Source organism: Acetobacter nitrogenifigens DSM 23921 = NBRC 105050 (assembly GCF_000429165.1).
Taxonomy (GTDB): Bacteria; Pseudomonadota; Alphaproteobacteria; order Acetobacterales; family Acetobacteraceae; genus Acetobacter; species Acetobacter nitrogenifigens.
Map to the genome: position 1 here is coordinate 39868 of NZ_AUBI01000018.1, position 14659 is coordinate 54526.

The 14659-nt window shown below is 57.7% G+C and carries 13 protein-coding genes; 8 read left to right on the plus strand and 5 right to left on the minus strand.

Going from position 1 to position 14659, the window contains the following annotated elements:
* Positions 1–78 precede the first annotated feature (78 nt).
* Positions 79–834 (plus strand): class I SAM-dependent methyltransferase, encoded by a 756-nt coding sequence (locus G442_RS0115940; protein WP_026398790.1) that lies wholly within the window; start codon positions 79–81, stop codon positions 832–834.
* A gap of 474 nt (positions 835–1308) precedes the next feature.
* On the opposite strand, the gene G442_RS22785 is transcribed toward G442_RS0115940, so the two are convergent.
* The 3 genes from G442_RS22785 to ubiA all read right to left on the minus strand — a co-directional run bounded on the left by G442_RS22785 (position 1309) and on the right by ubiA (position 4721).
* Positions 1309–2574: a DEAD/DEAH box helicase gene (locus G442_RS22785; RefSeq protein WP_084440655.1), complete on the minus strand. Its 1266-nt coding sequence runs from the start codon at positions 2572–2574 to the stop codon at positions 1309–1311.
* Between the two features lie 198 nt (positions 2575–2772).
* On the minus strand, positions 2773–3072 hold the full coding sequence (locus tag G442_RS25275) for a sporulation transcriptional regulator SpoIIID (RefSeq protein ID WP_146882581.1): 300 nt from the start codon (positions 3070–3072) through the stop codon (positions 2773–2775).
* A 713-nt stretch (positions 3073–3785) separates the two neighbouring features.
* Complete coding sequence (ubiA, locus tag G442_RS0115950; protein WP_026398791.1) at positions 3786–4721, minus strand: 4-hydroxybenzoate octaprenyltransferase; 936 nt, start codon at positions 4719–4721, stop codon at positions 3786–3788.
* A 162-nt stretch (positions 4722–4883) separates the two neighbouring features.
* Here ubiA and G442_RS0115955 point away from each other — a divergent pair, with 162 nt between their 5' ends.
* The 4 genes from G442_RS0115955 to G442_RS0115970 all read left to right on the plus strand — a co-directional run bounded on the left by G442_RS0115955 (position 4884) and on the right by G442_RS0115970 (position 10707).
* Positions 4884–5660 (plus strand): 16S rRNA (uracil(1498)-N(3))-methyltransferase, encoded by a 777-nt coding sequence (locus tag G442_RS0115955; protein ID WP_026398792.1) that lies wholly within the window; start codon positions 4884–4886, stop codon positions 5658–5660.
* Positions 5661–5727: 67 nt separating this feature from the next.
* Positions 5728–7131 (plus strand): glutamate--cysteine ligase, encoded by a 1404-nt coding sequence (locus tag G442_RS0115960; RefSeq protein WP_026398793.1) that lies wholly within the window; start codon positions 5728–5730, stop codon positions 7129–7131.
* Positions 7131–9110 (plus strand): bifunctional 2',3'-cyclic-nucleotide 2'-phosphodiesterase/3'-nucleotidase, encoded by a 1980-nt coding sequence (locus G442_RS22790; RefSeq protein ID WP_035376780.1) that lies wholly within the window; start codon positions 7131–7133, stop codon positions 9108–9110. The genes G442_RS0115960 and G442_RS22790 overlap by 1 nt, the downstream gene beginning before the upstream one ends.
* Before the next feature lie 64 nt (positions 9111–9174).
* On the plus strand, positions 9175–10707 hold the full coding sequence (locus tag G442_RS0115970; RefSeq protein WP_146882578.1) for a glycosyltransferase family 39 protein: 1533 nt from the start codon (positions 9175–9177) through the stop codon (positions 10705–10707).
* A gap of 176 nt (positions 10708–10883) precedes the next feature.
* Here G442_RS0115970 and G442_RS24065 read toward each other — a convergent pair whose 3' ends face one another.
* Together G442_RS24065 and G442_RS0115980 are read right to left on the minus strand one after the other, a co-directional pair.
* Positions 10884–11294: a putative quinol monooxygenase gene (locus G442_RS24065; RefSeq protein ID WP_051292424.1), complete on the minus strand. Its 411-nt coding sequence runs from the start codon at positions 11292–11294 to the stop codon at positions 10884–10886.
* A gap of 66 nt (positions 11295–11360) precedes the next feature.
* Positions 11361–11816, minus strand: coding sequence for a cupin domain-containing protein (locus G442_RS0115980; protein WP_371863420.1), 456 nt, complete (start codon positions 11814–11816; stop codon positions 11361–11363).
* 658 nt (positions 11817–12474) lie between these two features.
* Here G442_RS0115980 and G442_RS0115985 point away from each other — a divergent pair.
* The 3 genes from G442_RS0115985 to G442_RS25280 all read left to right on the plus strand — a co-directional run.
* Complete coding sequence (locus G442_RS0115985) at positions 12475–13353, plus strand: LysR family transcriptional regulator (RefSeq protein ID WP_026398796.1); 879 nt, start codon at positions 12475–12477, stop codon at positions 13351–13353.
* A gap of 38 nt (positions 13354–13391) precedes the next feature.
* Positions 13392–14188, plus strand: a protein-coding gene (locus tag G442_RS24540) for an IS5 family transposase (RefSeq protein WP_211229158.1) whose coding sequence is annotated in 2 segments (ribosomal slippage) — positions 13392–13731 and positions 13731–14188 — 798 coding nt in all. Because the reading frame shifts where the segments join, the coding sequence is not laid out codon by codon here.
* A gap of 205 nt (positions 14189–14393) precedes the next feature.
* A partial coding sequence (locus G442_RS25280) for a transposase (RefSeq protein WP_154660363.1) occupies positions 14394–14659 on the plus strand: 266 nt, incomplete at its 3' end.

A 14659-nucleotide genomic window follows, 5' to 3' on the forward strand; every position in this document is an offset into this window, starting at 1 on the left:
TAAAACTGAACCTTATACCCGCTTTATGTGTGCGTCAGTGTCACCTGGATTACACACGCACAGAGTAGGAACTTGACAATGACGAAGTCATACGCGGCGCAACATTACGGCGCTCGCGCTCAGGATTATGTCGCTAGCACGGTGCACAGCCAGGGCGGCGACCTCGACGCGGTCGAGCAGGCCGCGCAAGGGAAGCAATGGCGTCGTGTCCTGGATCTCGGATGTGGCGGCGGCCACGTCGCCTATCGCCTGGCCGCGCATGTGGCGGAAGTAACAGCCTGCGACGTCACTGATCAGATGCTGCGCGCCGTAGACGCTGAGGCGATCCGCCGGAGTTTGGCGAATATAAGGACGATACAGGCCCCGGCGGAAAGGCTTCCATTCGAGGATGGCGTCTTCGACGCCGTATTTTGCCGCTTCACCACGCATCACTGGAACGACGCTGCGGCGGGGTTGCGCGAGGCAAGACGCGTTCTGGCGCGGAATGGAGCGGCCATGTTCATCGACGTGACGGCGCCGGCCGTCGCTGTAGCTGACAGTTGGTTGCAGACATTGGAACTCCTGAGGGACGTCTCGCACGTAAGAGATTATTCCGTCGTCGAATGGCGCAAGCTGCTTGATGACGCCGGATTCGCTCTCAAGGATGTTTCTACGGATCGTTTGCGTATGGAGTTCGGGAGTTGGGTCGCGCGGACACAAACACCGCCGGAGAGGATCGCGGCTATCAGATCCCTGCAGGAAGCGGCGCCGGAAGAGGTGGTGCGTCTTCTGGGGATTGAGAGTGATGGCAGCTTCACGCTTGATGTTTCTGTCTTTTCCGTCGAGGCGGTATAAAAACCCACGGAACGAGGCATTCATACGCGTCGCCTTCGAGCGGATTATTCGTCGTAAAATTTCTTTATCAGGGAAGTTGATGGGCGAATGCTGAGATATAAAGAAGCGATTTTTTGTTGCTGATCCCCTGTGCAAGGACACGGACGCAATGCGCAGTTAATCGGAGAGAAGGCGATGATCTTCTCATCGATTGAAGTTGCGCTTTGCTTTCGAGGTTGTCTAGCAATATCCTATAGTTTTTTGTTTTTCGTTTATTTTGTTGTGTATTTTTTGTGACGTGCGCTCATCTCGTGTGTCGAATTCCCGGAGAGGTTGTATCTCTGCGCTGGTAACCTGAAAAACATTATAATTCCACCGAAGCCGTTTCTGGTCGGCAGGTTGAGCCTTGGCTGCGCAGGGTCGGTTGCTCACCCTCCAGACAGGCGACGTATACTTCTGGACGAGGATTCGACGACAAGCCCGTTCTTCGCAAGACTATGCCGTTTTGGATGATTTATTCCGCCCGTTCTCGGAACGTCCTCGCTTTCTCGTTGGGGCGGCCGAAGGTTCAATGTGCGGCGCGGCTTTTTCCGGCGTAGAAATTTCCGTAGGTAAAACTGTCAGCTTTATGGATAGCGCGGTTTCAATTTTGCGCATCGCGCTGCGTTCGTTCATTGCGCATAAGGTGATGGCCCACCCCACGCGTCCGGCCCGACCTGTGCGGCCGATCCGATGGACGTACGTCTCCGGCTGTTCGGGCGGCGTCATATTGATGACCTGGCCAACCTGCTCAATGTCCAGTCCGCGGGCGGCAAGGTCAGTGGCGACAAGAACTGCTGCGCGCCCGGATGCAAATTCCTGCATGGCGCGATTACGATCTGGCTGGGTGAGGCCGCCGTGCAAGATTGCAGGCTTCAGGCCCCGTTTGCGCAACTGCTTTGCGAGCGCCCCGGCCTCGTCCCGGCTGGCGACGAAGACGATAGCGTTACGGTCCGGGTGGCGACGTAGAACGGCTTCAGCGGCCAGAGGTTTCTGCGCAGCCTCAACGAACATGATCGCCTGTCGGATGCTCGTTTTCCCTGTTTCGGGGGCAATGGCTTGTGGTTTGTAGAGGAAACGTCGAGACGCCTCCCGCGCTGCAGGCGGCAGGGTGGCGGAAACAAGTACCGTTTGCCGTTGTGGGGCTAACAGGGGAAGGAGGTCATGCATCTCATCCCGGAATTCCGGCGACATCAATCTGTCGCCTTCATCGAGCACGACGTGGCGGCAGGAGGCGAGATCGATCTGGTCCCGTCGCGTGAGGTCGAGAAGGCGACCCGGGGTTCCGACAATAATGCGTGCACGCTCGGGAATATCGTCTTGTGCGCTTTCTGGCGTTTCGGCCTCTTCGTGGGCGCCGCCATAGACCGCGAGCGGGCGCAGTTCGGGAGCCGGCGCCAACTGACGCCCCATTGCAGCAATCTGACGCGCAAGTTCGCGCGTCGGGACGACGACAAGAGCTCGGGCGGCTCGCTTGGCCAACAGAATGTGCATCAACGGCAGAAGATAGCAGGCGGTTTTTCCAGCTCCAGTCGGTGCGATGATCTCAGCATCGGCGCCTTCAAGAATCACCGGTATTGCGCGAGATTGAATAGGCGTAGGGGCGTCTAGCCCCGCTTGATGGGCCATGGCCGTCAAGCGGGGGGCTAAACCCAGTGCGCCCATACCGCTTTTTCCCGGCGACGGCGCATTCGTTGGGGAGGTGGAAGTCTGCGAAGGCATGAACCCGTCCAAAAGCGAATCAAACGCCCCTTATAGAGCAACCTCGGTCCGTACGAAATTAAACCGGCGGCCTAAAGAAGTAAGGAGCATTCGCCTGGGCGGGGCTACTGGTCGCAGGTCGGGGACGGTCTGTTTTTCTAGGCGCGAGTGGTAGTGGAGTTGTCGCCTGCCCGGATGCGTCCATCCGAGCAGAGACCTTCAGGCGGCTCTTGCGTGATAGCTGTTCTGGTTTGGCGGAACGCGAATGGGTCTTTGAATCTGGATGGCCAGCCAGCTGATCGGATGTCCGGCGGCAAGAGGCTCGAAGCCTGCGCGTTCACGCTCAACGCTGCATGATCTGAAGTTTGTTTCGCGTTGTAGCATTTGACATCGCCTGTGAATAAAACTCCGACTTACTCCAAGAAATTTTGCAGCATTTCTGATGGTCATTTTTTTATTATTTACTAGATGGGTCAGTTTTTCATCCAGTTCCGCGGACCAAATCAGGGCTCGTGGCATGGATACTCTCTCTTCATTTAAATGATGGGCGAACAATCACTATTATTCCGAGCCCCAGAAGAAAACGAAGAGGCAAATTGACGGTTCTTTAACGGTATCAAATCTGTGGTGATAGTAATGATGAAAAATATATATTTATATATAAAAAATATATATTTATATATAAATATATATATTCCTTTTTTGTATTATTTTTTGTAAAAATTATTCGACTATATTATTGTATTTTATAAAAATAATGACCTGCGGATCATTTTTTATGTCCATAAACAATGATATGCCCATGTTTCTTTTTTTACTTTTCTGTATGGAAAGTTTGTTTTGCCACGATGTGTTTGTTTGTGACGCTTAATTGCGATTCGCGTTCTGCGTCTGAATGGTGCCGGCGTCGGTTTCGAGGAAAACCGCGGTTACGTCAGAAAATTGATAGCGCGAGATTGTCGCGAATCTTTGGCCGGACGTTTCGTGAAAATACTCGTTAATGCGTTGTTATATAAATGTCTTCTGTGTCAACGTATCTTCGGTGCATGACCGCCAGCCCAGTGCGCCTGCGAAACGGCTGCAGAGTGGGACGCGCTGCGATTTCCTGGCGTCTCGTATGTTGGAGGCGACGAAGGCGTCACAACGTCGGCTCATACGTTTCGGGCGAAATTATGACTCGCCCCGTGCCGACTGGCATCCAGAACTGCGTCAGAGCGGTGCGGGACGTGCGCTCAGAGCAATCGGCCAGCCAGAAAAGCAGCCGCGATGCCAAGACCGATGGCCCGGTTAGCCTTGAACTGCGCGAGGCAGAGAGACGGATTCGATGTGTCGATGCGCGACGCCTGCAAAAGCATCGCCCCGATGCAAATCATGATTGCTGGAAAGAAGCCCCGGTCGATATGCGCCAGGAGGCCGGAAAAAATCAGAGACAGTCCGGCAAGGCCATAACATGCTCCGACAAAACCGCGCGCCCGTCCGGCCATCAGGCGGGACGTCGACTTCACGCCGATCCGTGCGTCGTCCTCCATATCCTGAAATCCGTAGATCGTGTCGAACCCAAGCTGCCAGAAAATTGTCGCGGCGTAGAGCGTCGCCTGCGCAAAATCCATTCTGTCGGCTGCGGCGGCGTAGCCCAGAGGCGCACCGAACCCGAAGGTGAAGCCCATGACCAGTTGTGGCCACCAGGTGAAGCGTTTGGCGAGCGGATAAAGGCCGACGAGAATCAGCGACGCCGCGCCTAAAGCTTGTGAGAGCGGATTCAGTTGCAGGAGAATCATCAGGCCGATGAACAAAAGACCGGACAGAAACGCGACCGCGTGACGCATGCGCAGCGCGCCGGAGGCGAGTGGGCGCCCCGCCGTCCGGCTGACCTGCCGGTCGATGTCGCGGTCCCACATGTCGTTCACGACGCATCCGGCCGAGCGCATCACGATGCTGCCGACGCCAAACAGGACCAGAAGGCGAAGGCGCTCGAGAGGCTGGATTGCTGCGCTGTCGGCCGTCGCAGGCAGCAGAATCCCCCACACGCCGGGAAGAAACAGCAGCCATGTGCCGATGGGCCGGTCCAGCCGAGCCAGCAGTGCGTATGGGCGAACAGCAGCCGGCAGGCGTGAGACCCAGCCCGTCAAGCGTATGTCGGTGTGGGGGGAGGTTTGGACCGGCGCCACGACGTCTCCTTGAAGCAAAAGCGCGTAGCCCTTCCCGAAAGGTCGAGAAACTTGACCAGCACGCCGATCCCGCTGAAATCGCGCCGATTGATGCGGTCACATGCGGCGGCGGTCAATGGCCGTCATGAAGCACGTAACCGCGAACCGTGTTGGAAGAACGTCATGTCGAGCGCCCACACCCTTCCGCGCCTGTTCGTCGCGTCGGAGAAACTGGACGAAGCGTCCGCCGGCGCGACCTGCGCGATGGAGCCGGGGCAGGCCCGCTATCTGGGAGCGGTGATGCGGCGTGGCGACGGCGACGTCGTGCGGATATTCAACGCGCGGATCGGCGAATGGCGCGCGACAATTTCCGGCCTGCGCAAGGAGCGCGGCTCCTTTGTGTTGCAGGAGCAGATTCGTCCTGCGCCGGAGAATGGAGAGCCGGGCTGCGTGATGGCGTTCGCCTTGCTCAAGCGCGACGCCACGGATCTGGCCATCCGCATGGGCGTGGAACTGGGCGTCGCGCGGTTCGCGCCGCTGATCACCGAGCGCACCGTTGGACAGCGGGTGAACGAGGAACGGCTGGCGGCGATCGCAATCGAAGCTGCGGAACAATGTGAGCGGCTGACGGTCCCGGCGATCGACGCTCCCTTGCGTCTGACCGATTTTTTGGGAGCGTGGCCTTCCGAAAAAACCCTGTTTGCTGCGGTTGAGAGGCTCGACGTCCGGGCCAGTTCCCCCGGCGCGGAGCGCGCGCGAGCGCCCCGTCCTTTCTCCGGAGCGAGGTCGGGCGACGGAGTTCTCATAGGACCAGAGGGTGGATTCAGCGACGGGGAACTTGACGTGATGCTTGCCCGACCCTTTGTTACGGCTCTAACACTGGGTGAGAGAGTGCTGCGCGCCGATACGGCGGTGGCTGCGGCGGCAACGCTGTTCGACGCCAGTCTCGGAAACGCATGAACGGAGTGGCGAGTCCGCTGCGCCGTTAGTCCTGATTTCATTTTCCACGGAAAGCTCGCGCCCAACAATGTCGAATCCCTCCGATCAGGACGCCCGCGCCATTTCGTCCATCGAGGACCTCGTGGAGGTTCTGGCGTCAGGCTCGAAACCCAAAGACGCCTGGCGCATCGGGACTGAGCACGAAAAATTCGGCTTCGTTCGCCCGGAGGCGGCGACAGCCGCCCGCCCGGCCTTTTCTGCGCCGCCCTACGCCCCGGGAGGGATCGAGGCGCTGCTGGACGCCGTTCACGCCCAGGGCGGTTGGTCGCCGATCCTCGACCGAGGGGCCATAATCGGCCTCAAGGGCGAAGGGGAAGAAAAGGGAGGAGCGATCTCGCTGGAGCCCGCCGGGCAATTTGAGCTTTCCGGCGCGCCGCTGGCCAATCTGCACGAGACCAGGGCCGAATTCGAACGCCACTTCACGAACTTACGGGGACCCGCTCGCGCTTTGGGGCTGGGCTTCGCGTCGCTGGGCTTTCATCCGTTGGCGTCTCGTGACGATCTGCCGTGGATGCCCAAAAGCCGATATGCGATCATGCGGGGCTATATGCCAAAGGTCGGCACCCTTGGCCTGGACATGATGCAGCGGACCTGCACGGTCCAGGTAAATCTTGATTTCGCGTCCGAAACCGACATGGCGCGCAAGATGAAGGTCTCGCTGGCGCTGCAACCCGTCGCCACGGCGGCCTTTGCAAATTCACCGTTTTTCGAGGGGCGCCCCAATGGCTTCCTCTCCAATCGCGCACGAATCTGGACCGACACGGACAATGCGCGCGCTGGCATGCCGGAGGCCTGCTTCGCGCCGGATTTCGGGTTTGGGGATTACGTCCAGTGGGTGCTGGACGTGCCGATGTATTTTGTCGTTCGCGATGGTGCGATTCTCGACGTGTCCGGCAGGTCGTTCCGTGCGTGGCTGGCTGGGGAGCGCCAGGACGGTCTCGACGGGCTGACGCCGACGATCGGGGACTTCGAGGATCATCTGACGACGGTCTTTCCGGACGTGCGTCTCAAACGCTTCCTGGAAATGCGAGGGGCCGACGCCGGCTCGCCGGAGATGATGCTCGCCCAGTCCGCCCTGTGGGTCGGGCTGCTTTATGATGACGCCGCGCTCGCCGCTGCCGAAGAACTGGTGTGCGAACACGACTCGACGGCCTATCGCGACTTGCGGGCGGCGGTTCCCGCGCAGGCGCTTCATGCGCCGCTCGGAACAGGAACGGCCCGAGACGTGCTTGCGCGCATGGTGGCTATCGCCGCCGACGGTCTGCGCGCGCGCGGTCTTCGTGACGAGCAGGGGCGCGACGAGAGCGTGTATCTGGCGCCGCTCGAATCGCTGGCGGCTGGCGGTCCGACGCAGGCGGAGCATTGGCTGGAGCGCTATTCCGGTCCGTGGGCGGGTGATGTGTCCCGTATTCTCCTCGAAGGCGAGGTCTGATGCCGCGCCCGGTTCCGCGGCGAACACTTATCGCCGGGAGCGCCGCAGCGGCTATGATGCCCGTCTCCGCCCTCGCGGTCGGGCATTCGGAACAGGCCGCCGGATCGGATCCGGGTGGGCACGGTGCGTCGCCGGTCCTCAAGCTGCGCCTGCTGGAGACCTCGGATCTCCATATGTACATCGACGCCTACGATTATTATCGCAGCCGCGTCGACGACAATGTCGGCCTCGCCCGTGTGGCGACGCTGACGCGGGCCGCTCGGGCGGAAGTCGCCAACGCGATGCTGTTCGATAATGGCGACATCATTCAGGGCAACCCGCTGGGCGATTATGTCGCCCAACCCGGCCACCTCGACCCGGCGCAGGGACACCCAATCTTCCGGGCCATGAATCACCTTGGCTATGACGCCGCGACTCTGGGCAATCATGAATTCAACTACGGTCTCCCGTTCCTCGAAGCGTCAATAAAGGGCGCCCGGTTCCCGTTCGTCTGTGCGAACGTCGAACATGTAGATGGCTCGCCGTTCGTTCCGCGATTCACGGTTCTGGACCGCACGTTCACGGACGAAGCCGGAGTGGCGCATACGCTGAAGATCGGCGTCATAGGCTTTACGCCTCCGCAGATCATGGTCTGGGACGCGCTGCGTCTGAACGGGAAACTTCGGGCGCAGGATATCGTCGACGCCGCACGGCGTTACATCCCTGAGTTGCGGGCGCGCTGCGACCTGCTGGTGGTTCTGTGCCACTCGGGGATTTCCGCCGAACCGCGTGTCGGCGGGGACGAGAACGCAGCGCTCTATGTCGCTGGCGTGCCCGGCGTCGACGTTATTTTCACTGGTCACGCTCATCGGGTCTTTCCCGGGCCGGATTATAGCGGCCTGAAAGGAGTTGACGCCGTGGCGGGGACGCTGGCTGGGAAGCCGGCGATCATGCCCGGCTTCTGGGGGAGCCATCTGGGCGTTGTCGACCTCGTGCTGAAACGCAGCGCCGATGGGTGGCGCGTCGATTCGTTTCACACGGAGGTGCGGCCGATCTCCCAACGACGCGACGGGAAGGTCATACCGCTCACGCAAGACGACACGGCGATCTGCGAGGTCGTCGAGCCGGAACACAAGGCTACGATCGCGTGGATGGCCAAGCCAGTCGGAATGACTGCGGTCCCCATCGACACCTATTTCGCGTTCGTTGGGCCTGATCCGTCCATCTCGCTCGTGAACGAGGCGCAGCTCTGGTACACGCGCCCGCTCCTTGCGGGCACCGAGGCGGCAAAGTTTCCGCTGCTCTCCGCCGCCGCCCCTTTCAGCGCGGGCGGCATGGGCTCCGGTGCCTTCGTCGATATCCCGGCGGGGCCACTGACGATGAAGGACATCGCCAGTATCTACGTCTTTGCGAACACGATCAGCGTCGTGCGCTGCACCGGCGCAGAGGTGCGCGAATGGCTGGAGCGTTCGGCGATCGCGTTCAACACGGTAACGGCTGGCGAAAAGACGCCTCAAGCGCTGTTGGCGGCGGACCGGCAGACATATAATTTCGACGTGATCGCCGGGCTGACATACGAGATCGATGTCACGCGCCCACCCCGATATGATCAGTCCGGGGAAGTAATCAACGCGACGAGCCACAGAATTAACGACCTCCGCTATGCAGGGCGGCCGGTCAGGGCCGATGACGTTTTCGTCGTGGTGACAAATAACTATCGCGCTGGCGGCGGCGGCAGTTTTCCTGGCACGGGGCAGAAAAAAATCGTTCTCAATGCGCCTGACGGCAACCGCGACGCGGTCTTGCGCTTCGTCGCGGATAGGAAACGCGTCGATCCTCCCTCCGCCCCGGTCTGGCGTTTCGCCAAACCTGTGGCGCCGACAATCGTCACTGTGGATTTGCCGACTTCAGCCGAAGCGCTGGCGTCTTCTCGACCGGACCTGCGTCGCCTGAGCGGCGCGCCGGGCGGTCTGATACGCTACGGCCTCACGCTCGCATGACGACGAGCGGACGCTCCGAAAGAGGCGTCCGCGCATTCTGGCGTCTGCCGGCTTGGCTGGATTCGTGACGCAGGCTCCCGCGGCGGCCTCTGGCATGGTCCGCCGCGACGACAGATGGATTGTCTACGGGCTGCCCGTGCTCGTGCTCATCGCGCGTCTTATCGTGAATCCTCATTATGGCTTCTTCCGGGACGAGTTGTATTTCATCGTCTGCGGCCGCCGAATCGCTGCCGGCTATGTCGATCAGCCCGTTCTGGTCCCGTTTCTCGCTGCGGCGTCTCAGGCGTTTGGTGTCTCGCTCGTAGCGCTTCGCGCTATCCCGGCAGTATTCGCCGCCGTGACGGTCTGGGCCGCCATTGTCTTGTCCGGGGAGATGGGCGCCGGACGTTGGGGACAGGTCATGGCGGCGACAAGTGTGGCGCTGGCGCCCGTGCTGTCAGCGTTTGGGACCACGCTTGGCCCTGACACCGTCCAGATGGCGTTGTGGACTCTGGCGACTCTCTTTGTATCGCGGGCGCTCGCCGGGCGGCCCCGATACTGGCTTGCAGCGGGGGTGACGTTCGGCGTGGCGATGGAGGCCAAGGACAGCGCCCTGTTCATTGCGCTCGCAGCGCCCGTCGCGTTGATTCTTGCGGGACGAGGTCGGGCGCTCGCCACTCGATGGTTTGTCGGCGGCGTCGCGCTTGCGATCCTGATCGCCCTTCCAAACGTATTGTGGCAGTGGCGTCACGATTGGCCGATGCTGGAACTGCTTCGGAATGGTCGTGCGGCGAAGAACGTGTTGCTCACGCCATTGGCGTTCATCGGGCAGCAGGTGCAGCAGGCGAATCCTGTCGCCGCGTCGATCCTGGTCGCCGGTTTATGCTGGTGTTTGTTGAACAGGGAGCAACGTTGGATCGGCGTCACCTATCTGCTGCTTCTCGTGACGATGATCGTGCTTCACGGCAAGGCGTATTATCTCGCTCCCATTGATGCGACGATGTTCGCGGCGGGAGGCGTCGCGTTCGAGCGCGCGTTGCACCGTCATGTGACGTTTCGGGGGGCGGTGCTGGCTTGTGTTCTGGTCAGCGGTTTCGTTTTGCTGCCGCTGACTGCGCCGGTGCTGTCAGAAACGCGGCTTCTGGCGTACCGAGGGTGGCTACAGGCGCACGGCGTCCACTTTTCGGAGGCGGAGAGAGGGCGTGCGGCGCCGCTAGGCGCAGAGTATGCGGATATGCATGGATGGCGGGAACTGGCCGGGCAGATCGCGGAGATTCGGCGTAAGATACCTTCTGTTCCGGTGACGGCTGCAGTGTTCGCCAGCGATTACGGTCTGGCTTCCGCTATATTAGTCTTGAGTCCGGATGGTTTCGTTCCACACGTCATCAGCGGGCACAACGCCTATTGGATCTGGGGGCCGGGCGACGCTTCCTCAGTTGCAGTCATTGATGTTGGAGGAATGCTTGCTGCGCGGGGAGAATGCGGGTCCGTCGAAGTTCTGGGGAGACTTCACGGGCGTTACGCTTTGCCCGTGTACGATGGAGCGCCGCTCCTGTTATGTCGGGATATGAAGGCATCGTGGGTGAAGTTGTGGCCGATGTTGAAGCGCTTTTGGTGAAACGCCTATGACCGACGCAATCGATCGCTTTCGTTGTTGATCATGCGAGCAGATTGAGACGGAGAGATCATCCGATGATTCGATGCATATCAACTGGAGCCATGCCCCTGCATGTGTACGCAGGAGGCGCGGCATCATAATCAACTAACGAATTATGTTCCATGTTGGGCAGTTTTTTAATTTGTGGATTTATCATCAGTCAGATGAAAATCACTGCCTTCTATAACGGTTCGTTTAATCTGAAGTCGTTTGAGATTTTCGATAAATTTTTTAAAATGTTCTGTATTCATGTGCTCTTTGCTCGATAATTGATCCTTGTAGGTCTCTATGACCGTAAGCGAAAAGGGGGTTGCAGGCGCGGTAAAGAACGAAAATCCCAGAATGCCGGGCTCCTTGCGGGAGGCATCCGCATTTTCTCGGCAAGCGTCGAGAAATGGATTAAATGACTCGGCTGTGGCGAAATATTGCACTACTTTGTAATATCTAGGCACTTGCTCACGATCCTTCGATGAGGCGGGCGGAGTCCGGAAGAAGAAAAGGAAAAATAGACCGAATAGAAAAGCAATGCTGAGGCGGCGTATTATCATCTCTACTCATCCTTTCTTCTGGACGTCGCTGTGAATATATTAATATAATATTTATAGATAATTAGATTAATATTCAGGTTTTTCGCCTTTTGCTGAAACGGATGTGGGAGTGCCCGGCGTTGCTGCATAAGTAATCAGCAGCACAGTTGGCTCATCTCCAGATTCACCTCTATGCACGTCATCCACTGATTCGGCAAAGGCTTCTCCGGCATGAAATGTATGCGAATCGCCGCTTGCGCGATCATGCAGGGTCAAAGTGCCAGAGAGCACGTATCCGGCGTTAGGAAATGGATGGCTGTGCCAGGGAAGGACGGTATGAGGCGCAATCGTAAGACGAATAGTGACCAGTTCAGCAGGGCCCGTCGTAAAATGCGTGTAAGGCTTCCCGTTCCATGATTTTGTAGCCTCGAGCAGAATTTCTCTCTTGCCTGTTTGCACGGTGTCGGCGTTGGCGTCGAACGCAAATGCCGAGGCGGATAGGGAGAAGGCGAGTCCGAACGCCATTGCTGAAATCTTACTCATAAACGGTATCCTTTCAGAAAAAACTGTAGATTTTGAGGTCGAGTATGCTTTTGAACCACTCGACCTGACTACAACAGCGACATATGCTCGCTTTTGATTATTGGGTGTGGCGCGTGGGCAGCCATTGTTCCCAATGAAACGATTCTCTCGCGGTTGGTTGTTCCGCGTCAGTACGCATATGTATAGAGTTAGAAGTGAACATTAAAATTGACGTCTTTAGCTCTGAGGCTGCTTAACAACGGTGCAATTTCGTCGATGCCGAGGCGAACGATGAATTTTTAACCGTACAACCCATTCAGTCTGGAATCATTCATTCGCAACATATTCGCGTTAAGGGAAGTGGGGCGTGAAAACCTACACACGCAGCGTTCCGGTGCGGATTGTATTCAAAAATACAAATAATCAAATAAACGATTATTCGCACGACGAAGTGTGAATATATTAAAATATAATATACTTTGTATGTATTCCTGCGTTTTCACCTCTGTTTTTTGTTGCGCGTGATGTGAGTTGATGCGCTGTCGGTATGCAATATTCTTACGCGACGATGTCGTCTTTAATCCAGTAGCGAAATGCATACAAATCATTCACTGGTGCATGGAAGGGAATCTGGAATTAGGATTGGCTGCGTCTGTCCGGCCGTTTGAGGGGGATTTTGATGAGCGTACATGACCTGTGTTGGGATGACCTGAAGCTGTTTTCTACAATTGCCCAGGACCGAACGCTAGGCGCGGCGGCAGCCAGTCTGGGCATCAGTCAACCGACGGCGGGTCGGCGACTGGCGGTCCTGCAAAAGAAAATGGGCGTTCCGCTCGTGCAGCGCGTCGGCCGCGGTTACGCGTTGACTGAGGATGGAAGGAACGTCCTGAAATACGTAGACGAAATGTCCAAACAGGCGGGCATACTCGAGAAGTCATATGGATGTGGGCCCCAGGCCGTAGCGGGTTCCGTCCGAATTGTTGCGCCGGACTGGTTTATCTCTCATGTAGTGATAGATCGGCTGTTCAATAAAAAATCTCCGCAAGAATTTAAAGACCTCGAACTGTCCAGCGATATATCTCAAGGCGAGATTGATAGTTGCCAGACGACAATATTGATTAGGCATGAGCCCTTCGAAGAGGTCCATGTTCTACAGAAGGGATTGGTTTCCGTTCGATACGGCGTATACGCGTCACAGAGTTTTGCAGTCGAGGGCAAAAACTCCATATTTGAGTCTGGAGAAATGCCCGTGATCGGCATGACTTTTGAACACTCTGCTCCAACTTGTTTCGGTTTGGCTCGTGAATTTCTTCCAGAAAATCCTATTTCCCTGCGATTCGATACAACGGAAATGCAGGCGCTTGCATGCGGTAGAGGACTGGGTTTGTGCATTTTGCCAAAAATTGTAGCCGAGAAAATGAATCTTCTGCATGTTGATGAAATATTAATACCAAATCAAAAATTGTGGATTGGTTATCATAGGGATTTGAAGAATTTAAAGAGGTTGCGAAATGTAGTGGATTCAGTCAGTTCAATTGTTTCGCGCTCGGTGTTGTAGGGTCTGTTAGATCTTGAAATTCTTCCCATATTGTAGGGATGGAAGAAGGAGACGGAACAGGCACTTTTACGGACGAGACATGGGCGATCTGGGAACCTCTGATTGAGGCAGTTCGCCCACGAGGCAAGACGCCGCCCCATGATCTGCGGCGCACGATAGCAGCGATTTTCTGGCGCCATGAGAATGGCGCGAAATGGCGGAGTATCCCCGCGGAACTGGGTCCGTGGTTGCGGGCAGCACAGCTTTTCATCCGCTGGGCGAAACTCGGCGTATGGGAACGCCTGCTCGAACGGGTTCAGGAACAACACGGAGTGGCGTTCGGAATGACTTTTCTGGATGGCACGCACATCAGGGCTCACCACAAAGCGGCGGGAGCCCAAAAAAAGGGGCCTCTTTCGAAGAGCGAGACCATCGTGAAGCACTTGGCCGTTCTCGCGGCGGTTATGGCACGAAAGTCTGCGTGATCGCTGATGGACATGGAAAAGCCTTTGGTTTTGCGCTGGCCCCCGGACAGGCTCATGAACTGCCCCAGGCACCAGCCATGCTCGACAGCCTTCCTGCCATTCCCCTGTGGGTCGTGGCGGACAAGGGCTACGCGTCGAACGCCTTTCGTGAACGGATATGGGACATGGCAGCCCGGCCCGCCATTCCTGCGAAACGACGCGATGGGGCGGTCGCCTGCCCAAAATGGGTCTATCGGCGCCGGCATCTCGTTGAGAACCTCTGGGCTCGCCTCAAGGAGTGGCGCGCTGTTGCAACCAGATACGAAAAAACAGCAACATCGTTCCTCGCCGTCATCCACATCGCCGCCGCAGCAGACTGGATCAAGCCATAACAGGCCCTAATTATCGCGCGCGAACGAAGTTCGAATGATTTATCGAGAATGGAAGGCGTGCCGTGAGAGTGCGTCCGCAGCGTCAGTGCGGTAGTGAACGATCACTCAGGTTGCCGGGCGGCCCGTCGCTACGGTGTTAAGCAAGGCGCTAGGGCCTGTTAGGTCTTGAAAGACGGAGCGCACTGCATAGCTCTTTGTCATGAGCATGATACAGTCTGTATTTTCCGATGATGCATGGTCGATCTGGGAACCTCTGATCGAGACGGTTCGTCCGAAAGGCAAAACCCCGCCTCGCGATCTGCGACGGACCATGTCAGCGATTTTCTGGCGCCATCAGAACGGCGCGAAATGGCGCTCCATTCCTGCTGAACTCGGCCCCTGGTGGACGGCAGCCCAACTCTTCATCCGCTGGGCAAAGCTCGGCGTCTGGCAGGCTCTGTTTGAACAGGCGAAGGGTCAGGATTCGGCTTT